Source organism: Hydrogenispora ethanolica (assembly GCF_004340685.1).
Taxonomy (GTDB): domain Bacteria; phylum Bacillota; class UBA4882; order UBA8346; family UBA8346; genus Hydrogenispora; species Hydrogenispora ethanolica.
Map to the genome: position 1 here is coordinate 191,073 of NZ_SLUN01000005.1, position 20,573 is coordinate 211,645.

Here is a 20,573-nt window from a genome sequence, read left to right on the forward strand (position 1 = left end):
CAAGTGATAAAGTCGTTTTTTAGTCCATTGAAAGGATGATTTCCGAATTTGAGGACTTTATCACATGGCTTCTAGAATGGAGGCGCAACGAATGAATGCAGCGGCGCAGGAAGACCGCCGGCCGAAGCTGGTCCTGAAACAATTGACCAAACGTTATAAGAACGGCGACGGCGTGGCGGATATCGATCTCACGGTGTACGAGGGAGAACTGGTGACGATGCTCGGCCCGTCGGGCTGCGGCAAAACCACCATCCTGCGGGTGATCGGGGGGTTCCTCGAGCCGGACCGGGGCGAAGTCATCCTGGACGGGATGAATATCGAAAAACTGCCGCCGGAGAAACGGCCCACCGCGATGGTGTTTCAGAGCTATAACTTATGGCCGCACATGACGATCTTCGACAACCTGGCCTTCGGACTGCGGCTGCGCAAGCTGCCGGCGGACCGGATCCGGGAAGCGGTCGGTCAGGCGCTGGAGCTGGTACGGATGAAAGGAACCGAAAAGAAGTATCCGGCCCAGCTCTCCGGGGGACAACAGCAACGGGTGGCCATCGCCCGGGCGCTGGTGCTCAAACCGGCCTTATTATTGTTGGATGAGCCCTTCTCGGCGCTGGACGCCAAGATCCGGGCCCAGATGCGGGAAGAGCTGAAGAAGATCCAGACCGAGCTGAATATCACCGTGGTCTTTGTCACCCACGATCAGGCAGAAGCGATGGCCATCTCGGACCGGATCGTGGTGATGAGCAAAGGCGTTTTCGAGCAGATCGGCACCCCGGCCGAGGTCTACGACTACCCCCATACCATGTTTGTGGCCAAATTCATCGGCGATATGAACTTTATCCAGGATGGCAAAGCGGAGGGCGTGATCGCCGCCCGGCCCGAGGACATCCGGATCCTCCCCCAGGGGACGGGCCGGATCCGCGGCCGGATCCGCACCATCATGATCCTGGGCCATTATATCGAGATGAATGTCCAGAGCGAGCAGGGGGTGATCAAGGCCTTTCTGCCGCGCGAGCAAGGCGGAGAGTATCAGGTCGGCGCGGAAGTGTTCCTGGATATCGGGAAACACTGCCGCTTCCCCGCACCTCCGGCGCCGGCCGATGCCGCGCCGCCCCGGCCGGTCGCTCCCGTTGCCGGGCGGCCGGAGACGATCTTCGGATCCTAAGCAAACCAACTTGAAGGAGGAAGAAAGATGCGTTCCAAGAAAATCGGAGTTTTGTTCCTGGCGGTGCTCCTGGGAGTACTCGGCGGAGTGACCCAGATCGGAGCCGCCGCCAACGAAAAGGCCACCATCAATCTTTACACCGGGGGATCGGACAACGTCCGGATCGCCTGGGAGGCGGTGCTCCAAGCGTTTCAAAAGAAGAATCCCGGCATCAACGTGCAACTGCAATTTCTGGCCTCGGGGACCGGCGGTCAGACCGGCGTCGACAAATTGATCGCCGCGGTCAAAGCCGGCCAGAGGGAGATCGATATCGACCTGTTGGAGACCGCCGACAACGACTTGGTGCGGATCTTCGGCGAAGCCGGCAAGAACAGCCTGAGCCCGCTGCCGGTTAAGGAGATTCCCAATCTGAAGTATGTGAAGTCTCGTTCCGCGGCGGGCGGCGACGCGGCGCTGGTGTTCCGCGGCACCACGGTGCTGTTGGCCTATAACGCCGCGGCCGTGAAGAAACCGCCCAAAACAGCCACCGAGCTTTATCAATGGATCCGGAAGCACCCGGGCCGTTTTGCCTACAACGACCCCACCACCGGCGGAGCGGGCAGTTCCTTCGTGATCACCGCGCTCTATAATAAAATGCCGGCCGAAGCCCTGAGTTCCAGCGATCCCAAATGGAAGGAACAATGGAAAGCCGGGTTTGATCTCTTAAAAGAGCTGCATCCCTACTTTTACAAAGCTTCCGGCAAGGTCCAGTATCCCGCCAAGAACCAAGGCACCATCGATCTGCTGGCCAATGGGGAAGTGGACATGATTCCGGCCTGGGCGGACATGATTCTGGATCAGAAGTCGCGCGGCCTGTTGCCGGAGACCGTCAAATTGACCCAAATTGAACCGGCCTTCACCGGAGGCGTCCAGACACTCGTCGTCCCGGCGCTCTCCAAGAATAAGCCGGCAGCCTACAAACTGCTGAACTTCGTCATCTCCCCGGAGGGGCAGCGGATCTTCGTCGAAAAACAGAAGGCGATCCCGGTCATCACCCCCTCAAAACTGCCCAAGGAGACCGTGGCCCAGCTCGCGGGCCTCAAGGTGAAAGGCTTCCGCGTCTATACCATCGGCAAGCTGTCGGACGAGATCATGAAACTGTGGCAAAGCGATATTGCCACCCTGAAATAAGCAGGCGCTTTCCGCGCGGTTGGGCAAGGTCGCGCCGGCAATTCACATAAGGGCCGGCGCGACTCAACCTGCCCGCCGCAGGAGTGCCGGAAAAGAGGTGGCCCTGTTTTGAGGAAGGATACGGCCCGCAAATGGCTGGGCATCGGCTTGGCGCTCCCGGCGTTGCTGCTGGTGGCGCTGATCGTCGCCTTGCCGATCGCCCAGTCGTTCATCGTGAGCTTTCAGAATGGCCCTCAAGGCGGATGGACCTTCGACAACTACCGGAAGCTGTTCAGCGACCCCAATTCGGTGGCCAATATCGTTTACACCTTGCAGATCGTGGCAGCCACGGTGCTTCTGACGACGGTCGCCGCCTACCTGCTGGCGCTGTACCTGAATACCAGCCGGAGCTGGTGCGCCCGGACCATCGAAAAACTCTACATCATACCCCAGTTTATCCCGGGGATCGTCGCGGTGTACGCGATGATGGGCTTGATCCGGGACACCGGCGCGCTGAACCGGCTGCTTTTGAGTTTCGGGATTGCTTTCAAGCCGGGGCTGATGTATACCCCCGAGGGGATCGTGCTGATGAATCTGTGGTTCAATATCCCCTTTGCGACGATGATCATCGGAGCGGAGCTGGCGGGCATCCCCGTTTCGATCGTGGAGAGCGCCCGGGACGTGGGGGCGGGCCGGTTCCAGATCTTCCGCTCCATGATCCTGCCCCTCTCCCTGAAGTCCGCGCTGGTCGCGGCGACCTTCGTCTTCATCGGCAATGTCGGCTCCTTCACAACCCCGTTTCTGATGGGGACCAACGCCCCGCGCATGCTGGGGGTGGCTCTCTACCAGGAATTCGGGGTCTTTCATAACCTGCCGCAGGCCGCCGCCCTGTCGGTCTTCATGTTTGCGCTCTGCGCCATCGTCGGCGCGTTCTATATCCGCTCGATGACCCGGAAAGAGCCGTGGCGGGCCAACGAATCCTGACCGCCGGGCCGCCGCCGGAAACGGCCGGCCAGGGGGAGACAACTTCGATAGGAGGCTCAAGCGATGCTGAAGGAATGGCTGATGCACGAGTATCCGGAGCTGGCGGGCAAGCTGGCGCCGGCGGCGGAATGGGATGAGCTGAGCGATTTCGATGTTTCCCATTTCAGCATCGCCCTGCATGAATTGCTCAGCCGGACGCGCCCCGGCGATCCGGAGCCTCTGGTCCGGCTGGGCGAAGCGCACCATTACCGGAAGGAGCTGTGGCAGGCCGGAGCCTATTATCAGCGGGCCCTGGCCCTGGAGCCGCCCACCGGCTTGACGGAGGCCGAAACCGCGGCCGTGCTCCGCTATGCGCCGGTTCTGTACACCACGCCCGATGAGTTTTTTCAGCTGGTGGACGTGGTCGCCATCAAGCACCCGCTGCGACCGCTCATCGCCTATCATTTGTTCTGGGAAGACGATTACAATTTCCCCGACGACTACGATCCTTGCGATCATGAACAGGTCTGGATCGCCTACCACGAGCAGACGGGGGCGGTGGAGGGCGTGTGGTCGTTTTATCACAGCCGGATCCTTGGCGCGGCGGAGGCGGTGGCGGAAGCCAACCGGAATGGGGGCCGGGCCGGCATCCGGATCGAGTGGGGCATTCACGGCTCGCTGGTCAAGGGCTGGGAGGAGCTGCAGTTGCCCCCCGCCGGCCAGCCGCTGATGGACTGCCTGAAGGCCAGCTTCGCCCATCTCTCCCGGGGCGGGAGAAGGCCCGACCATCCGGTGAAAAAGCGTTGGCCGCCCTGTTTCGCGGGGAGCTTCCAAGCCTACCTCGATTTCAGCCGGCCGCTCCATACCGAGGAATGGCTGCGGCGGAAACGGTTCTATGCCGCTTCGCGGTGGTCGAATCCGGTCCTCCAGCAACATTTCCTGACCTACAATTTTGCCCCGAAATTCGATTGGCCCTTCGGAAACGCCGGCGGGCGGCCCCGGATGGAGGAATGAACCATGCACCAACTGTTGCGGGCCGAGGGAATCCTGGCGCCCAGTTGCAATCAGAGCCATATCATCTATGAGCTGTACCTGGAGCATCCGCTGGAACGGCTGGGGATCGACTTCCGCTATGACCCCAAGACACTAGAGGATCCGGCCGCGGCCCGCCGGATGATCGAAGCGGCGCTCCGCCGCTATCTGCCGGAGGAGGAACAGCCGCCGCTCCTGGCCGACTGGCGGCGGTACCTGCCGCTCCAGAACCTGCTCACCCTGTCGCTGGATGACGCGGCGGGGTTTCGCGGCTGCGCCCACCGGCATTCGCCGCGGCAGCGCCTGGAGCTGTCGGCGGACCGGGCGGCGCCGGGTTTCAGCGCCGGCCCCATCCCGGCCGGGCGGCTCCGGATCACCCTCAGCGTCCACGCGCTGCTTACGGCGAGCTGCCATTATCAGCTGCTGGCGTGGGAAGGAGGAGCCGACGATGAACCGGTGGCTCTCCTTTGAGCTGCATGCCCACACGCTCCATAGCGACGGCGCTCACACCCTCGCCGAATTGGCCGGGTTCGCCCGGCAAAGGGGTTACGACGGCCTCGCGGTGACCGACCATAATACCATTGCCGCCTGGGCCGAATGGGAGGCGGTGACCGCGGCGACCGGGGTGCGGATCCTTCCCGGCCTGGAGTGGACCACCTTCCACGGGCATGCCCTGCTGTTGAATATTCCCCAGTATGTGGATTGGAGAGCGCTTGGAACTTTCGATCTGGAGCGCGGCATCCGGGCTGTCCACGACCAGGGCGGGCTATTCGGCATCGCCCACCCGTTCCGGCTCGGCAATCCCATTTGCACCGGCGGCTACTGGGAGTACCGCGCCGGCCACGGGTCCGCCGATTACCTGGAGGTCTGGTCGCAGAGCCTGCCGGCGGCCCGGACCGGCAATCAGCGGGCCTTCCAATGGTGGACCCGGCTGCTGGATGCCGGCTGCCGCATCACGGCGGTGGCCGGAAGTGACCTGCACCGCCTGGCGCCTGCGGAGGCCCTGGCCCGGACCTATCTGGCGGTTGACGGGGGAGACGATCCGGGACCCGCTGCGGCGATCCGGGCCCTCCGCTCCGGAGCGGTCACGGTCTCGATGGGACCGCTGGTGACGGTGGAGCTCCGTTCCGCGGCCCAAAGCTGGGGAGCCGGGTCGGTCGTTCCGGCGGCGGACCGGCCTTCCATCCTGGAGCTTGAGGTGGCGCTGCGTTCCACCGCCCAGATGGCCTGGGTCGAAATCGACCGGACTGACTTCCGGGCGGTGATCAGCAGCAACCGGGGCGAAGTCTGCCAAGTCCCGCTGGGTTTGGACGGCGCCGCAAGACGGAGCATCGACGTGAATGGCCTGCGCTGGATGCGCGCCGAGCTGTTCGGGCGGATTCAGGGAGTGGCGCAGCTGATCGCTTTTTCGAATCCGATCTATTTTCAAATATAAGTGGTCGCCGCCTTCCTCCCGCTTGGCGGCAAGCGGCTCCGTCGCTCTTTCCTCCCCTTCGTTTCCCCGCGGCGCTTCTTCCCGGGCCGAGGGCGGAGCTTCTTTGCGTCGCGGCGGGAGTTCGCGCGGCGCCGGAGGATCCGCCCGCCGCTCCGGAAGGAGTGCGCGCAGGACAAGCGGATCCTCTCCCGGCCCCGGCAGAAGTTCGCTCGACCCTGGCGCCTGCTTCGGACGCTCCGGAACGACCCGCTCCCCGGGCCAAAGGCATCTTTTCCCCGCTCCCCGCATATGCTGGAGATTAGAGCGGAGGGATCAATTTTGCGCCCGAACCATGGCTTGATCGTGATGATGTTTTTTCTGTTGCTCGTTTTGACCCCGATTGCGCTCCTCAAAAAGAACGTTTTTCCCCCGGCCGGGCCGAGTATTCCCGTGACCCTGCTGGCCCACGGCGAGGGGCGGCTCTACCGCATGGACCTGGAGGAATACATCATCGGGGTCCTGGCGGCGGAGATGCCGGCCCGCTTCGAGCTGGAGGCGCTGAAAGCACAAGCGGTCTGCTCCCGGACCATAGCGGTCAGGCGGATGCGGCGCTTCGGCGGAAAGGGCTGCCCGGACAATCCGGCCGCCGATTTCAGCGACGACCCGGGCGAGGCCCAGGCCTGGACGGGCGTGGCAGCCATGCGCCAGCGCTGGGGCGACGCCGAATTTAACGCCTATTACCGCAAGATTCAACAGGCGGTGCGGGAGACCGCCGGGATCATCCTGGTCTATCAGGGCCGGCCCATCGACGCGGTGTTCCATTCCACCTGCGGCGTGGGGACGGCGGCCGCGGCCGAGGTCTGGGGGAACGACATTCCCTATCTGCAGAGCGTGAGCTGCGGCTATGACCGGGATTCGCCGCGCTACCTGAATCAGGCCTCCTTTACCTGGAACGGGCTGGCCGCGGCCCTCGGGATTCCCGTGGGTAGCGCCAGGCAGCTGAAAGTGGCCAGCCGCTCGGCGTTGGGCCGGGTCCTGGCGGTAACCGCCGGGCCCTACCGTTTTGGCGGCAAGGATTTTCGGGCCCGCCTGGGCTTGACCTCCACCCGGCTCGGCTGGCAGGCCGGTCCGGCGGGGATCGTCTTTCAGACCGTCGGCAACGGCCACGGGGTGGGCCTTTGCCAGTACGGGGCCAACGGCATGGCCAAACAAGGCCGGACCTACCGGCAGATACTGCTCCATTACTACCAGGGGGTCCAGTTGGTGAAGATTCAGTATTAAAATTGGATAATTTTCCTCCGGCTGGAAAGAATAGTCCTTGAGGTGATCGTGTTGAGAAGGATGAACTTCCGCCGGGGTTGGCTGAATCTTTTGGTCTCCGTCCAAAAATGGCTGATGCAGATCCGCCGGAAAGGGCGGGCCCTTTTGCGGAGCGCCCGGCCGTTTCTGGCGCCGCGTTTCTGGATCATTTATCTCTGCGCTTTCGCGGCCGGCTTTTATCTCTGGGGTCCGGTCCAAGGCCTGCGGAAGATCCAAACCTGGCGGGCGAATATGGCCCAGTCGGCGGATCGGTCGTCCGTTGATACGCTCCAAAAAGAAGTCGAGCGGCTGAAGAAAGAACTCAAGCTGCAGCAGCGGCCCCAGACGGGAGCGCGTTTCCAGCCTGAGAACTTCAGCCGGCCGGCACTCGGACAAGTAATTCAGGGCTTTGACTGGGTCTCCGCCGATCATGCCTGGCGGCTGCACTCCGGCGTCGACCTGGCGGTTCCGGAGGGGACCAGCGTGATGGCTGCGGCCGAAGGAACGGTGGCCGCGGTGACCAAGACCGCCGGCGGAACTTATTCGGTGACGCTCAGCCACGGCAATGATTGGGAGAGCGTCTATTCCGGCCTCGGCAGCGCCCTGGTGCATGAAGGGGAGAAAGTCATCAAGGGCGTGGTGCTCGGAACCAGCGGAAGGTCGGGGTGTTACAGCGAACAACCTTCTTTCCATTTCGGGCTCTATCATGAGAAGCAACCGGTGGACCCCGCCAAGATCATCGGCGGGCTGTGAGGTCCGGCTTCTGAAACAATGTAGCGCGGAGCCCCTCGGCCTGCGCCGGAAACCTGCTCTATAGCAGCGCGGACGGTGGAAGCCCTTTTCCAAATGCAGCCTATTTTGGGGTCGGAAACACCGGAATGTCTTCATAATCCCCCTGCCCAAGCCATATACATGTAGTAAAAAATATGGAGGGTGGGGGGGTCGTGAAGGATTACATTGAAAAACGCGTGCTGGATCTGAGCAACTATATCGCCGACAAAAGAGCCACCGTCAGACAGACCGCCAAATTCTTCGGCGTCAGTAAAAGCACGGTTCATAAAGACGTCACCGAAAGATTGCCCGGAATCAACCGGGGCCTGGCCCGGGAAGTCAAACGCGTCCTGGAAGTGAACAAGGCAGAACGGCATATCCGGGGCGGCGAAGCGACACGCAAGAAATACCAAAAACAACCCGAATCCCCGATGAAAAAAGGAGGATATTCCAAAAAAACGTAGAAAAAAATTTTTATAAACATTTTTGGGAATTTTGTCCATCGATATTCGATTCTCCGAAGTAGAATTGGATGAGCGTTCCGATGCAAAAAAGCTTATGGGAAATGAATTTCTGGGTTATATGTCGCTGCTGGCAATGATTGCGACATATACTGGGAGGGCAGCGGATTGAACTGGCGAAATTTTGTCACGGATATCGGAATCGATCTAGGCACCGCAAGCGTGCTGGTCTATGTCAAGAAACGCGGGATCGTCATCCGTGAACCCTCAGTGGTTGCCTTACAGAAGGATTCCAATAAGATCTTGGCGGTGGGGGAAGAGGCGCGGCAGATGATCGGCCGGACCCCCGGCAATATTGTCGCCATCCGTCCGTTGAAGGACGGGGTGATCGCCGATTATGACGTCACCGAGACGATGCTGAAATACTTCATTGAACGCGTCTCTCCCAAGCCACGGTTGTTCCGCCCGCAAGTCGTCGTCTGCGTGCCCTCCGGAGTGACCAGCGTTGAGAAACGGGCTGTGTTGGAAGCGGCGGTCCAGGCCGGGGCCAAGAAAACGATCCTGATCGAGGAACCGATGGCCGCGGCGATCGGAGCCGGATTGAATATCACCGAAGCCAGCGGCAATATGGTGGTGGATATCGGTGGGGGCACCACCGATATCGCCATCATCTCCCTGGGCGGCATCGTGGTCAGCGAATCGCTCCGAATCGGCGGGGACAAGTTTGACGAAGCGATCATCCGTTACATCAAAAAGATGTATAACATGATGATCGGCGAACGCACCGCCGAGGAGATCAAGATCGAGATCGGCTCGGCTTACCCGGAAGGGGAAGGCAAAGCCATGGAGATCAGAGGCCGCGATCTGGTGACCGGGCTGCCGCGAACGATCAAGTTTACGTCCACCGATTCGTTCCAGGCCCTGTCGGAGCCGATCACCGCCATTGTCGACGGCATCAAGTCGGTGCTGGAGCGGACCCCGCCCGAACTGGCCTCGGATATTGTGGATAAGGGAATTGTCATGACCGGGGGCGGCTCCCTGCTGCATGGCTTCACGCGCTTGTTGGCCGAAGAGACCGGCATCCCGATCCATCTGGCCGAAGATCCGCTTTCCTGCGTGGCGCTGGGAACCGGCAAGATTTTAGAAAACGAGAGTTTCGAGGCGATCAAGAACAATCTGATTGTGGGGAGCCGTTCGATGTAGCCCCGCAAAGTTGATTCATCGTCGCAACCGGATCCGGTCATCATGCCGGATTTTTTATTTGTAGCGGTATTCCGGGCTGCCGGAAGGTGAGCGGTTCGCGACCGCGTGGATGGGGTAAGCTATGGATCGTGAACCGGGGAGTTCACGGATCACCCGGAGCCGAGCAGCTCGGAGTCGAATTGATGCTATGAATAGCTTGTGCGCATCACTGCGCATCTGGCCATGATAATGCCGGAGAATTTCAAAAAAACGAGCTTATACAGTTGTTTTCGTAAATAAATCCTTAATTTCGCCAAATTGACACTTTGGAACGGTTCGATTATAATCGTTTTATTATGGGGGTTGGGAGGAAAACCAACTTTGAAAAAGGATTTTGCCGGGTTAACCCCCGCGCGGATACTGGTCGGCGGTTTTGCGGTGGTCATTTTACTCGGCGCTTTCTTGCTAACGCTGCCTGCTGCATCCAAGAGCGGGCAGTCCTTACGTTTTTTGGACGCTTTATTCACCGCCACCTCGGCGGTTTGCGTTACGGGGCTGGTGGTCGTCGATACGGGCAGCCATTTCACGGCATTCGGCCAATTCGTGGTCATTGCCTTGATCCAGATCGGCGGGCTGGGAATCATGACCTTCTCCACTTTGCTGGCCATGGCCCTGGGAAAGAAGATCGGCCTCAAAGAACGGATTCTGATCCAGGAGCAGATGAACCAGTCCAACTTATCCGGCCTGGTCCGGTTGATCCGGAACCTGGTGCTGGTGACGCTGGCTTTTGAAGGAATCGGCGGCCTCGTCCTCAGTCTGCGGTTTATGGCCGATTTTTCGCCGGCCCGGGCCATCGCGTTCGGATTCTTCCACTCGGTTTCGGCTTTTTGTAACGCCGGATTCGATCTGTTCGGACAGGTTTACGGTCCTTTTACCAGCATTACGCATTATGTGGATGATTGGGTGGTCACCCTGACCATCGGCGCGTTGATCGTCTTTGGGGGATTGGGATTTCCGGTCATCGTCGAGTTGTTGAAGTTCCCCCGGTCCAAGCGGCTTTCCTTGCATGCCAAGTTGGTGCTGTTCATCACGGCGATCCTAATCGGCGGAGGGGCGCTGTTGATCTTTTTGATCGAATGGAACAATCCCAAAACCATCGGCGCGCTCGGGCCGGCCGGCAAGTTCCTCAGCGCCATGTTTCAATCGATCACTCCGCGCACGGCCGGCTATAATTCCTTGGATACCACCCAACTTCGGGCCGGAACCTGGTTTATCATGATCGTCCTGATGTTCATCGGGGCCTCGCCCAGTTCCACCGGGGGTGGCGTCAAGACCACCACCTTCGGAATTCTGCTTTCGACGGTCGTCGCCACCATCAAAGGCAAAGGGGACGCCGAGCTTTTTGAGCGGCGCATCTGCAAGGATCTGGTGTATAAGGCGATGACGGTGGTTACAATCTCCATGGCTTGGGTCGCGTTCGTTACGTTGCTGATGTCGCTGGTGGAACCGCATTTATTTATTAAGATACTATTCGAAGTGATGTCGGCGTTTGGCACGGTCGGCCTGACGACCGGGATCACCCCGGACCTGACCGACATCTCCCGGATTCTCATCATTATCACGATGTTTATCGGCCGGCTCGGCCCGCTGACGGTCGTGATCGCCCTGTCCCAGGGGGATCATCCCAACCGGCCCGGCGGCCGTTTTATCGAAGAACGGGTCATTATTGGATAAAAAGGAGCATTCAGAATGATTAAGCAGTATGCTGTCATCGGGTTGGGGCGGTTTGGAACCAGCGTGGCGCGGACGTTGTTTCGTCTGGGCCAGGAGGTACTGGCGATCGACACCTCCGAAGAGCGGGTGAAGTATATCGCCGACGAGGTCACCCATTCGCTGGTGGCGGACACCACCGACGCCAATGTCCTGAAAAATATCGGCATCGCCAACTTCGACGTCGTGATCGTGGCCATCGGCGAAAATGTTCAGGCCAACATCATGACCACCCTGCTCCTGAAAGAGTTGGGCGTCAAATACGTACTGGTCAAGGCTTTGAATAAGATGCAGGGCCGGGTGCTGGAGAAGATCGGAGCGGACCGGGTCGTCTACCCCGAGCGGGACATGGGCAAGCGAGTGGCCCATAATCTAGTGGCGCCGAACATGGTCGATTATATTGAGCTGGCGCAAGGTTTCCGGATCAGTGAGTTTATGGCCTACAAGGATATGTTCGGCAAAAGCTTGCGTACGCTGAACCTGCGCTTCAAGTACAACCTGAATGTGCTGTTGATCAAGCGGGCCGGGGGCGAATTGATCTCCTCGCCCGGACCGGACGATATTATCCAGATGGGCGACATGCTCGTGCTGGCCGGCGAAAAAGAAGCCCTGGACAACTTCGAGCGGCACCAGGATCAGCTCAAGAAACAGATTAAGTGAGACAGCGCCGGCCGGATGGCCGGTTTTTACTTTTGGAGGAAAGCGAGGAATGGCGATGGCGACGCAACGGCTGAGTCTGCCCCGGACCGCCACCCGGAAATTGCTCCGGGCGGTGTTGGAATTCGATCTGATCCGCCCCGGCGACAAGGTGCTGGTCGGCCTCTCCGGCGGCAAGGACAGCGCGCTGATGCTCTATGCCCTGGCGGTCTTGCAACGGCAGCGGCTGATCCCCTTTTCCCTGGGGGCGCTCCATATCGATCTGGGTTTTGCCACACCGTCCGATCCGGCGCCGCTGGCCGAGTATTGTAACCGGCTGGAAGTTGCGTTTCATCTCATGAAGACGGAGATCGCCAGGTACGCCTTTGGGCCGGAGAATCCCGAAGGGCCCTGCGCCACCTGTTCCTTCCTGCGCCGCGGCGCGATGAACCGTTTCGCCGGGGAGCACGGCTATAACGCGGTGGCTCTGGCCCACCATCACGATGACGCAGTGGAGACTTTCCTGATGAGTATCATTTATTCGGGCCAGATCAAGACCTTTCTGCCCCGGACCGATTTGGAACGTTCGGGGATCGCGGTCATCCGGCCGCTGGTCTATTTCCGGGAGGCGGAGATCCGCAAGCTGGTCGGGATGACCGGTTTTACGCCGATTCCCAGCCCCTGTCCGCAGGATGGACGGACCAAGCGGGCGGAGACGAAAGACTTGATTCGTAAATTATCCCGCACCGATAAGCGGATCTTCAACAACCTGGCCGCCGCGATGCGCGAGGGAAGGCCCGGTGAGCTTTGGCCGGCGGAATTGAGTCAGGAAGAAAAGCAGCGCCGGATTCTGCTGGGCCGGCAATCCTCGCTGACGCCACTCGATAATACCCGGAAGGAATAGCGCAAGAAAGTCCCCGGTCGCCTTATTAATTGTGGAAGAAACAGGAAGCAAACGGATCCATCGCCTAAGCAGATGTGGTATAATTAAATTCAATCATTCAAAGGATGGTCGATTGTCGATGGTTTCGTTTCTGCCCCCATCCATTAGCGACGTTGCTGCGCGGTACGGGCTGCGGTTCCTGGTGTATTTCGGAAGCTATGGCACGGAATATTATCATCGGGAAAGTGATATCGATCTGGCTTTTTTGGCGGAGGCGGACTTGAGTCCGGAACAATGCTATCAACTCTTGGAAGAACTCATTTTGGTTCACCGTAAAAGCGAGATCGATCTAGTGGATCTCAAAACCGCCGATCCGGTACTCCGCAATGAGGTAGCCAGGGACGGCCGCGTCCTGTATGAGCAAGAGCCGGGTTTATTCGAGCGGTACGCGCTTTTTTATATTAAACGTTATTACGAACTACGACCGATATTAGCCGAAGAGATGCGGCGGATCGGCCAACATATTCGAGAGGTGCTGGGGAATGAAGGATAATATGGCCATCTGCAGCAAGCTGGAACGGCTGGCCGGTTATTATCAAGAGCTCAAACAGTTGACCGCCGGCGTTTCACTTGAAACCTATCTTCAGCAAACCTTGTTAAAACGGGCCGTTGAACGGGAGATTCAACTGATTGTCGAGTGTGCCACCGACGTGAATAATATGATCCTGAAAAAATTAGGGAAAGGGCCGGCCAAGGACTATTTCAATACATTTTTGGAACTGGCGGAGGCGGGCGTCCTGGCCATGGAGTTTGCCTTACAGATCGCTCCGTCGACCGGGTTGCGCAACATCCTGGTCCACGAATATCAAACCATTGACGACACCCTTGTGTATCAATCGATCGGCAAGGTGTTGCGGTATTATCAGCAGTATCTTGAAACGGTCGCTAAATATCTGGGGTGCTGGTAGGCTGAGGAATTGAAACGATCGGATTCATTCCCGCTGTCCGAGGATTGACCGGGACTCCACCGGGTGATATAATAAAAACAATTTTATATGTCCGTCATATGATGATGACAATATAAAGCCATAACAACGTTGAAGAGGAAGAGTACGGCGTGGAGCGTAATGCAGCGAGCCCCGGCTGGTGGGAAGGGGCTTACCGAAACGGCCCGAAGTTCGCCTCGGAGTTGCCCGCTGAACCCGTCGGACCCGGCGGTGGTAGGCGAGGCCGGAGACTCCCGCCGTTAACCGGGGGCGGCCCTAACCATGGCGAAGTAGGTTGCGGCCGGAGAGCGGATCCCGTTCCGGGATCAATTTGAGTGGTACCGCGAAAGTAGCCTTTCGTCTCAGCGAGACGAAAGGCTTTTTTATTGGTTTTGGTACGTGATTCATTTTTGGGGGTGGTTGCCTTCTTTGACATCAAAACCAGTGGTCGCCAGTTCGGTTGCGAATACGTGATTAGTGGAAAGAGGAGGAGAATATTTTGTGGAATCCAGAGATTGAGACCATGCCCCGTCATGAATTGGAGAAACTTCAGGTGGAGCGGTTGCGCCGCACCGTTGAGCGTGTTTATCAGCATGTGCCTTTTTACCGTCAGAAGCTCGACGAGGCTGGGATAGGGCCGGCTGAGATCCGGAGCGTCGCGGATCTGGCCCGGCTGCCATTCACCAACAAGCAGGACCTGCGGGACAATTATCCCTTCGGCCTGTTCGCCGTCCCCAAGGATGAGATCGTACGGGTGCACGCTTCGTCGGGCACGACCGGCAAGATGACCGTGGTCGGCTATACCAAGAGCGACGTCAATACCTGGGCGGAAGTGATGGCCCGGACCATGGCCTGCGGCGGGGTGACCAACAAGGACACCGTCCAGGTGGCTTACGGCTACGGACTCTTCACCGGCGGGCTGGGGGCGCATTACGGCGCGGAAAAGATCGGCGCCGCGGTCATCCCCATCTCCGGCGGCAATACCAAACGCCAGTTGCAGATCATGGCCGACTTCGGCACCACCGCCGTGGCCTGTACCCCGTCTTACAGCCTCTTCATGGCGGAGACCGCCGCCGAGGAAGGAATCGACCTGCACCAATTGCCGGTACGAGTGGGGTTCTTCGGGGCCGAGCCCTGGTCCAACGCCATGCGCAGAGAGATCGAGGAGAAATGGGGCATCAAGGCCATCGACATCTACGGCCTGAGCGAAGTGATGGGCCCGGGTGTGGCCAGCGAGTGCATGGTCCAGGACGGGCTGCACGTCTGGGAGGATCATTTCATGGTCGAAGTGATTGACCCGGCCACGGGCGAGGTCCTGCCCTATGGCGAAAAAGGCGAGCTGGTCTTCACCTGCATCACCAAGGAAGCCTTGCCGCTCATCCGCTACCGGACCCGGGATATCAGCATTCTCTCCAACGGCACCTGCGCCTGCGGCCGGACCCATCTGCGGATGCACCGGGTGATGGGACGGACCGACGATATGCTGATCATCCGGGGCGTCAATGTCTTCCCGTCCCAGATCGAAAGCGTATTGCTGGAGATCGGCGAGACCGAACCCCATTACCAGCTGATCGTCGACCGCGAGGGCAATCTGGATGATCTGGAGATCTGGGTGGAAATCTCGGAACGGCTCTTCTCCGACGAAGTGCGCAAGCTGGAGCAGATCGAGGGCAGGATCCGGCGGGAGATTCAAAGCACGCTCGGGATCTCGGCCCGGGTGAAACTGGTCGAGCCCAAGACCATCGCCCGCAGCGAAGGGAAGGCGAAACGGGTGATCGACTGGCGCGACGTCTACTCGGACGGGAACCGCTAGTCCCCACGCTCCGGCGACGCATAACCGGCGGACCCGCGGCATATGTAAGAGGGCGGGAAGGGCGCGCAAATATTCCGGGGCCGAAACGCCAAAGGCTAAAGGAATTCCGGCGTCGGCCGCGAATATCTCTCATACGAGGGACCTTAGTAGCGGAAAGGAGAATGAGCATGAAAGTCAAGCAGATTTCGATCTTTCTCGAAAATCAGTCGGGACGCCTCGCCCGGGTCACCAAAACTTTGGGCGATCATCATATCAACATTCGGGCCTTGTCGATCGCGGATACGACGGACTTTGGGATCCTCCGGTTGATCGTCAGCGACCCCGAGAAAGCCTGGGGGGTCTTGAAGGAGCAAGGATACACTGTCAGCGCGACGGAGATCATCGCCGTCCAGGTTCCCGACCATCCCGGCGGCCTGGCCGAGATCCTGCAGGTCCTGGACGATTGCGGAATCAATATCGAGTATATGTACGCGTTTGTGGGACGGTCCGGCAATGACGCGGTGGTGGTCTTCCGGGTCGAGAATATCGACCGGGCGATCGAACTGTTGCAACAGAAAGACGTCAAACTGTTATGCGGCAAGGAAGTATATAACGTGTGAGCCGCACCGTCAGCGCCAGCGGCGCGGGTTGCGTGACAATTCAAAAGAGAGGCTGCTTCAAAGGCAACCTCTCTTTTTTCGTAATCCGGGCGAGCTCGGCGCCAGGCCATGGGGTCCGGCTCACAGGACCTGCTCGGCGATTTCGATGCCCAGCAAGTTGCGGACGTTTTCAATGGGGTTGGCGATGGAGATCGTTTCCGAGCCGGCGAAATGCAAACCGATGGCCACGTTGTCCAGAGTGGTGATGAGCGATCCGGAATCGCCCGGTTCGGTAAAACGGCTGCTGATGATCTGGTCCCTGAAACGGGCCACCCGGTCGCCGGGGTAACCAATATCGACGGTGGCGTGGATCAGCTGGATCTGGCCCAGCGAATAACTGGAGGAGCGGCCGGTCTTTTGCACCAGGGTGCCGAGATTGATGTCGTCGGTCCGGCGCCAGCCGCGGATCCGCCCAATCCAGTAGATGGAACGGTTTAAGCTGTCGAAGGGCCCTTCGGCGACGGCCGCATCCACCAGGTTGTTCTGCTGGTCCAGCGGGACCGGCGGGTCGAATTGAATCGGAACAAACCGGCTGAGGACGGCGATCTGGTCGGTGGGGTATTCCCCGCCGTCGGCCGGGCCCGGTTGGAGGATGGGATCGCCGATGTTTCCGGCATTGCTATCGGCCAGCACGTGGTTGTTGCTGAGAATATAATAGCGGGGGGGAATGCCGAGCCCCTGCTGCTGCAGGTCGTAGACGCAGGTGGCGATGGTGCCGGCGCTGGTATTGATGTGTCCCACGCTATAACCGCCGCTGACCGGTCTGGCCCGCAGGGTTAATTGTTGAAGAATGGCGTCATCCTGCTCGGCCTTCATCACCCCCACCTCCAGCAGATCGGTCTGCATCCCGCCCAGCTTCGACGGGATCAGATCCACCGCCGCCAACTGCTCGCGGGGGACTTTCTTGCTGACCATGACCACCATCGCCGGCTCGCCGGTGGGGCGCCCTTTCTTCCATTTGACGCCGATCCCCATTCCTACGACGTTGGCGGGCCGGTGCTTGGGGTCCAGAAAATCATCGCTTGAGGCTTCAAAAGACTTCATTGCCTCGGATTTGGCTGCTTCCGTCAGAGATTTTCGGTTGACACCCAAGGCGAAACGTCTCCTTTCCATACGTTGAATACAGTTGCAGGGCGGGCCGGACTGGGGCCTGGCCGAAGCCCTCTCTGCCTTAGCCTATGTGGTGTAAAGCCGCGGCGGAACGGGAGTTCGGGCCCTGCCGGACAGTGTATCAATATGGTTAACATTCCGGGCGGACAAAGGGTTCGGGTGAGAAAAGGCGAAGTGTTGATATTGATTGCAGAAAAGTAAAAATTTTCAAATGGCCATGGAGATGAAGCGGAACTGATGGGACTATATGTCAATTTAAGGGTAAAAGCACTGATCTTCGATATTGACGGCACGTTGGGCGATACCATGCCGGCGCATTGGAAGGCCTGGTCGGAAACGGGGCGAAAATACGGCTTCGACTATCCGAAGGAGCTTTTTTATCAGAATGCCGGGATGCCCAGCCGGGCGATTGTCGCCCTGATCAACCGCGACTGCGGACTGCGCCTGGATCCGGAGCAGGTTACTGCCGCCAAAGATGCGGCGTATTTACGGCACATCCGGGAGGTTCAGCCGCTGGAGCCGGTGGTCGCGTTGGTGCACAAGTTTCACGGTCAGCTGCCGATGGGCCTCGGCACCGGAGAATGCCGGAAGATCGCCCTGCAGAACATCGGAGCCCTGGGTTTGCAGAAATACTTCGCGGCGTTGGTCAGCTGCGACGATGTGGCCCAGCCCAAACCGGATCCCGAAACCTTCTTGCGCTGCGCCGATCGCCTGGGCGTGGCGCCCGAGTATTGCCAGGTCTTCGAAGACGGCGAGCTGGGATTGGAGGCGGCGCGGCGGGCCGGGATGATCGCCACCGATGTCCGGCCCTTCTTGATTCCGAGCGGGGCGGAAGGCCCGGAGGCGCATTCGCAGAAACTGCGGGTATCCTGAGAGAATGAATTTCGGAACCTCGATAAAAAAGCCTTTTCCCCAAACCGGGAAAGGGCTTTTTTTAGGCAGCTTACCCGGCGGAATGAACCGGGTCCGCAACAGACGCGGGTGGCGGAGTCGCTAGAGTAAAAGGTTTTGTGACCGGAGATGCTCGCTTAATTCCTGGGAATCCCAGCGCGGGAACTGAGCAAACTGGCGCAGTTGCTGTGGAACCCCGCGCGGTAACCGCGTAAGCCTGCACCGTTTCCGGGGAACCTTGCACAGTAATTGTGCGAGCTCGCGCAGTCGCCGGGCGAGGCTGCCCGGTTGCCGGGTAAGTTGACGCAGTCACGGGGGATGCTTGTTCCGTTGCCGGGAATGTTTAGAAGCCATGTGATAAAGTCCTCAAATTCGGAAATCACTCTTTCAAAGGATTAAAAATCGACTTTATCACTTGCTTCTCTGAGCTTTTGTGTTCACCCTGGCCTTCGGACAGGGTTTATCACAACGCTTTTAGGCCCTTGAAAAAAAGCACGGTTCGGCCATGCCCTTGCATTGTTGAACCGCTCATATGGGCCATCGGAGCAGAGCGGGGGAAGTTTTGATCCGCCAGATGGCGCTTTGGCGGCTCAGAGTGTGAGCCGGGTCTTGAGGCCCATGATACCGGTAACCGCGCCACCGTTTTCGGAAGGAATTCTCCCGACGCCGGCGAATCTTAGTAGCCGAACGGCTTCCGGCCGTTGGCAAAAACGTTTTGAGAAGCCGGCAATCCGTAACGCGAAGGAGGAATCCATGCTCTATCTGACAGTCTTTTTGAGCGGCGCGATCCTGATGTCCTTGGAGATGGTCGGCAGCCGGATCCTGGCGCCGTCGTTCGGCAGCTCCATCTATATCTGGGGCTCGCTGATCGTGGTGGTGATGGCCGCCTTGACCCTCGGATACTACGGCGGCGGCCGGCTGGCCGACCGCCGGCCCGATCTCGGCATGCTCGGCTTGATCCTGGGGCTGGCCGGAGTCTATGTCGGGTTTCTGCCTTTCTGGAGCACTCCGGTGAATATCCTCTGCAGCGGCTTCGGACCGCGCACCGGTTCCCTCCTGGCGGCCCTGGCTTTCTTCTTCCTGCCCAGCCTGCTGCTGGCGACCATCTCGCCGTTCGCAATCAAGCTCGCCACCAGCAACCTGACGACCATCGGCAATACCGCCGGCCATCTTTCGGCCATCTCCAGCGCCGGCAGCATCATCGGCACCTTGTTGACCTCGTTTTTCCTGATTCCGGCCATCGGCGTCCGGAATATCGTTCATAGCCTGGGCGCGCTACTGTTGGGCCTGGCCCTCTTGATCCTGGTCGCCGTCGAGCTGGAGCGGCGCCGGACTGCCGGCGCTCCCGAAGCGGCCGGCTCCCGGGCCGGAGCCTTGCGCCGCTGGCGAATCTTCCTGGTCCTGCTGGCCCTGGCGCTGTTGGGCTTTTTCTGGCGTTCCACCCCGCAGCGGACCTCCTTTTACACCCCGGAAGAGATCCGCTACGAACGCGATTCGTTGTACCATCACGTGATCGTGGCCCAGGTGGGCACCAGGCGCAACCTCCACTTCGACAACTCCTACCAGAGCGCCATGGATCTGGACCAGCCGCTGGAGATGGTCTTCGGCTATACTTCCTACCTCCATCTGGGCGTGGTCGCCGTCCCCGAGCCGGAGCGGATGCTCTTCATCGGGCTGGGCGGCGGATCGGCGCCCAAGAAGTTCCTCCACGACTACCCCAGCCTGAAACAGGTGGACGTGGTGGAGATCGACCCCGAGGTGGTCCGGGTGGCCCGCGATTATTTCGCGCTGCCCCGTACCGCCAAGCTCCGGGTCTATACTCAGGACGGCCGGCTCTTCGTGGACCAGCGGGCCGGGGCCATCGCGGCCGGTAAAATCCGTCCCTACGACCTGGTGGTCATCGACGCCTATTCGGAGAGCACCATTCCCTACCACCTGGCGACGTACCAATTCTTCCGCTCGGTCCGCCGGGTGCTGGACCGGGACGGCGCGGTCGTCTCCAATGTCATCGGCGCCATCAAGGGCTCGCGCAGCGGCCTGCTCCGGGCGATGGGCCATACCTATGCGGCGGTCTTTCCCCAGGTTTACCTCTTCCCGGTGGGGATCTGGGATGAGAGTGACAGCTATGAGCGGAATATGATCCTGATCGCTACCCGCAACCCGCGCCGCTGGTCCCCCCGGACCTGGCGGGACCGGGCAGAGGCGCTGTTCCGCGCGGGCCGGATCCGCGAGGATGTGCCGTCCTATGCCCAGACGCTGGTGGATGAGCCCCGTTTGCGCAAGAATGGCTGGTACGAAGGGTTGTCGCTGCTCACCGACGATTACGCGCCGGTGGATACCTTGCAGAATCCGTTGCTGTAAACCGCGGCCTCATGGACGACCGGCGGGAAAACGATGGAAGTTGTTGCTCCGC

At 59.8% G+C, this 20,573-nt stretch carries 20 protein-coding genes and 1 other annotated feature; of the genes, 19 read left to right on the plus strand and 1 reads right to left on the minus strand.

All coding sequences use genetic code 11. The annotated features are described in order from the left end of the window. Positions 1-91 precede the first annotated feature (91 nt). From EDC14_RS06530 to EDC14_RS06610, 17 genes are all read left to right on the plus strand, one after another. The gene (locus EDC14_RS06530; RefSeq protein ID WP_243662832.1) at positions 92-1,162 is read left to right on the plus strand and encodes an ABC transporter ATP-binding protein; all 1,071 of its coding nucleotides are present in this window, start codon (positions 92-94) and stop codon (positions 1,160-1,162) included. A 27-nt stretch (positions 1,163-1,189) separates the two neighbouring features. After that, positions 1,190-2,332: an extracellular solute-binding protein gene (locus tag EDC14_RS06535; RefSeq protein WP_132013455.1), complete on the plus strand. Its 1,143-nt coding sequence runs from the start codon at positions 1,190-1,192 to the stop codon at positions 2,330-2,332. A gap of 108 nt (positions 2,333-2,440) precedes the next feature. Beyond that, positions 2,441-3,295, plus strand: coding sequence for an ABC transporter permease (locus tag EDC14_RS06540; protein ID WP_132013456.1), 855 nt, complete (start codon positions 2,441-2,443; stop codon positions 3,293-3,295). A gap of 63 nt (positions 3,296-3,358) precedes the next feature. Then, entirely contained in the window at positions 3,359-4,288 is a 930-nt protein-coding gene (locus EDC14_RS06545; protein WP_132013457.1) for a hypothetical protein, read from the plus strand. Between the two features lie 3 nt (positions 4,289-4,291). Then, on the plus strand, positions 4,292-4,777 hold the full coding sequence (locus tag EDC14_RS06550; RefSeq protein WP_132013458.1) for a hypothetical protein: 486 nt from the start codon (positions 4,292-4,294) through the stop codon (positions 4,775-4,777). Beyond that, on the plus strand, positions 4,755-5,741 hold the full coding sequence (locus EDC14_RS06555; protein WP_132013459.1) for a CehA/McbA family metallohydrolase: 987 nt from the start codon (positions 4,755-4,757) through the stop codon (positions 5,739-5,741). Before EDC14_RS06550 ends, EDC14_RS06555 begins: the two co-directional genes overlap by 23 nt. A 318-nt stretch (positions 5,742-6,059) precedes the next feature. Next, entirely contained in the window at positions 6,060-7,001 is a 942-nt protein-coding gene (gene spoIID / locus EDC14_RS06560) for a stage II sporulation protein D (protein WP_165907842.1), read from the plus strand. 60 nt (positions 7,002-7,061) lie between these two features. Next, positions 7,062-7,772, plus strand: a complete 711-nt coding sequence (locus tag EDC14_RS06565; protein WP_243662836.1) for a M23 family metallopeptidase — start codon at positions 7,062-7,064, stop codon at positions 7,770-7,772. Between the two features lie 191 nt (positions 7,773-7,963). Beyond that, positions 7,964-8,254, plus strand: coding sequence for a sporulation transcriptional regulator SpoIIID (gene spoIIID, locus EDC14_RS06570; protein WP_132013462.1), 291 nt, complete (start codon positions 7,964-7,966; stop codon positions 8,252-8,254). Positions 8,255-8,419: 165 nt separating this feature from the next. Then, entirely contained in the window at positions 8,420-9,454 is a 1,035-nt protein-coding gene (gene mreB / locus EDC14_RS06575; RefSeq protein WP_132013463.1) for a rod shape-determining protein, read from the plus strand. Between the two features lie 360 nt (positions 9,455-9,814). Next, positions 9,815-11,167: a TrkH family potassium uptake protein gene (locus EDC14_RS06580; protein WP_132013464.1), complete on the plus strand. Its 1,353-nt coding sequence runs from the start codon at positions 9,815-9,817 to the stop codon at positions 11,165-11,167. Positions 11,168-11,182: 15 nt separating this feature from the next. Next, complete coding sequence (locus EDC14_RS06585) at positions 11,183-11,863, plus strand: potassium channel family protein (RefSeq protein WP_132013465.1); 681 nt, start codon at positions 11,183-11,185, stop codon at positions 11,861-11,863. Between the two features lie 49 nt (positions 11,864-11,912). Then, positions 11,913-12,743 (plus strand): tRNA 2-thiocytidine biosynthesis TtcA family protein, encoded by an 831-nt coding sequence (locus tag EDC14_RS06590; protein ID WP_243662833.1) that lies wholly within the window; start codon positions 11,913-11,915, stop codon positions 12,741-12,743. 118 nt (positions 12,744-12,861) lie between these two features. Beyond that, complete coding sequence (gene mntA / locus EDC14_RS06595; RefSeq protein ID WP_243662837.1) at positions 12,862-13,275, plus strand: type VII toxin-antitoxin system MntA family adenylyltransferase antitoxin; 414 nt, start codon at positions 12,862-12,864, stop codon at positions 13,273-13,275. Beyond that, positions 13,265-13,690 (plus strand): type VII toxin-antitoxin system HepT family RNase toxin, encoded by a 426-nt coding sequence (hepT, locus tag EDC14_RS06600; protein ID WP_132013467.1) that lies wholly within the window; start codon positions 13,265-13,267, stop codon positions 13,688-13,690. Before mntA ends, hepT begins: the two co-directional genes overlap by 11 nt. A 120-nt stretch (positions 13,691-13,810) precedes the next feature. After that, positions 13,811-14,076, plus strand: a binding site (T-box leader). A 128-nt stretch (positions 14,077-14,204) separates the two neighbouring features. Further along, on the plus strand, positions 14,205-15,521 hold the full coding sequence (locus tag EDC14_RS06605) for a phenylacetate--CoA ligase family protein (RefSeq protein ID WP_243662838.1): 1,317 nt from the start codon (positions 14,205-14,207) through the stop codon (positions 15,519-15,521). Positions 15,522-15,688: 167 nt separating this feature from the next. Beyond that, positions 15,689-16,120, plus strand: a complete 432-nt coding sequence (locus tag EDC14_RS06610; protein WP_132013468.1) for an ACT domain-containing protein — start codon at positions 15,689-15,691, stop codon at positions 16,118-16,120. Positions 16,121-16,240: 120 nt separating this feature from the next. On the opposite strand, the gene EDC14_RS06615 is transcribed toward EDC14_RS06610, so the two are convergent. After that, a complete protein-coding gene (locus EDC14_RS06615) occupies positions 16,241-17,251 on the minus strand; it encodes a chymotrypsin family serine protease (protein WP_243662834.1) in 1,011 nt (336 codons plus the stop codon). A gap of 255 nt (positions 17,252-17,506) precedes the next feature. Here EDC14_RS06615 and EDC14_RS06620 point away from each other — a divergent pair, with 255 nt between their 5' ends. Next, a complete protein-coding gene (locus EDC14_RS06620; RefSeq protein WP_132013470.1) occupies positions 17,507-18,142 on the plus strand; it encodes an HAD family hydrolase in 636 nt (211 codons plus the stop codon). 771 nt (positions 18,143-18,913) lie between these two features. Next, on the plus strand, positions 18,914-20,521 hold the full coding sequence (locus EDC14_RS06625; protein ID WP_165907843.1) for a fused MFS/spermidine synthase: 1,608 nt from the start codon (positions 18,914-18,916) through the stop codon (positions 20,519-20,521). Positions 20,522-20,573 lie beyond the last annotated feature (52 nt).

What these genes read in the sequence shown, in the direction of transcription:
- EDC14_RS06530 (WP_243662832.1), top strand. Translation starts at nt 92, where the DNA reads ATGAATGCAGCGGCGCAGGAAGACCGCCGGCCGAAGCTGGTCCTGAAA.
- EDC14_RS06535 (WP_132013455.1), top strand. Translation starts at nt 1,190, where the DNA reads ATGCGTTCCAAGAAAATCGGAGTTTTGTTCCTGGCGGTGCTCCTGGGA.
- EDC14_RS06545 (WP_132013457.1), top strand. Translation starts at nt 3,359, where the DNA reads ATGCTGAAGGAATGGCTGATGCACGAGTATCCGGAGCTGGCGGGCAAG.
- EDC14_RS06550 (WP_132013458.1), top strand. Translation starts at nt 4,292, where the DNA reads ATGCACCAACTGTTGCGGGCCGAGGGAATCCTGGCGCCCAGTTGCAAT.
- EDC14_RS06555 (WP_132013459.1), top strand. Translation starts at nt 4,755, where the DNA reads ATGAACCGGTGGCTCTCCTTTGAGCTGCATGCCCACACGCTCCATAGC.
- EDC14_RS06565 (WP_243662836.1), top strand. Translation starts at nt 7,062, where the DNA reads ATGAACTTCCGCCGGGGTTGGCTGAATCTTTTGGTCTCCGTCCAAAAA.
- EDC14_RS06585 (WP_132013465.1), top strand. Translation starts at nt 11,183, where the DNA reads ATGATTAAGCAGTATGCTGTCATCGGGTTGGGGCGGTTTGGAACCAGC.
- EDC14_RS06590 (WP_243662833.1), top strand. Translation starts at nt 11,913, where the DNA reads ATGGCGATGGCGACGCAACGGCTGAGTCTGCCCCGGACCGCCACCCGG.
- mntA (WP_243662837.1), top strand. Translation starts at nt 12,862, where the DNA reads ATGGTTTCGTTTCTGCCCCCATCCATTAGCGACGTTGCTGCGCGGTAC.
- hepT (WP_132013467.1), top strand. Translation starts at nt 13,265, where the DNA reads ATGAAGGATAATATGGCCATCTGCAGCAAGCTGGAACGGCTGGCCGGT.
- EDC14_RS06610 (WP_132013468.1), top strand. Translation starts at nt 15,689, where the DNA reads ATGAAAGTCAAGCAGATTTCGATCTTTCTCGAAAATCAGTCGGGACGC.
- EDC14_RS06620 (WP_132013470.1), top strand. Translation starts at nt 17,507, where the DNA reads ATGGGACTATATGTCAATTTAAGGGTAAAAGCACTGATCTTCGATATT.
- EDC14_RS06625 (WP_165907843.1), top strand. Translation starts at nt 18,914, where the DNA reads ATGCTCTATCTGACAGTCTTTTTGAGCGGCGCGATCCTGATGTCCTTG.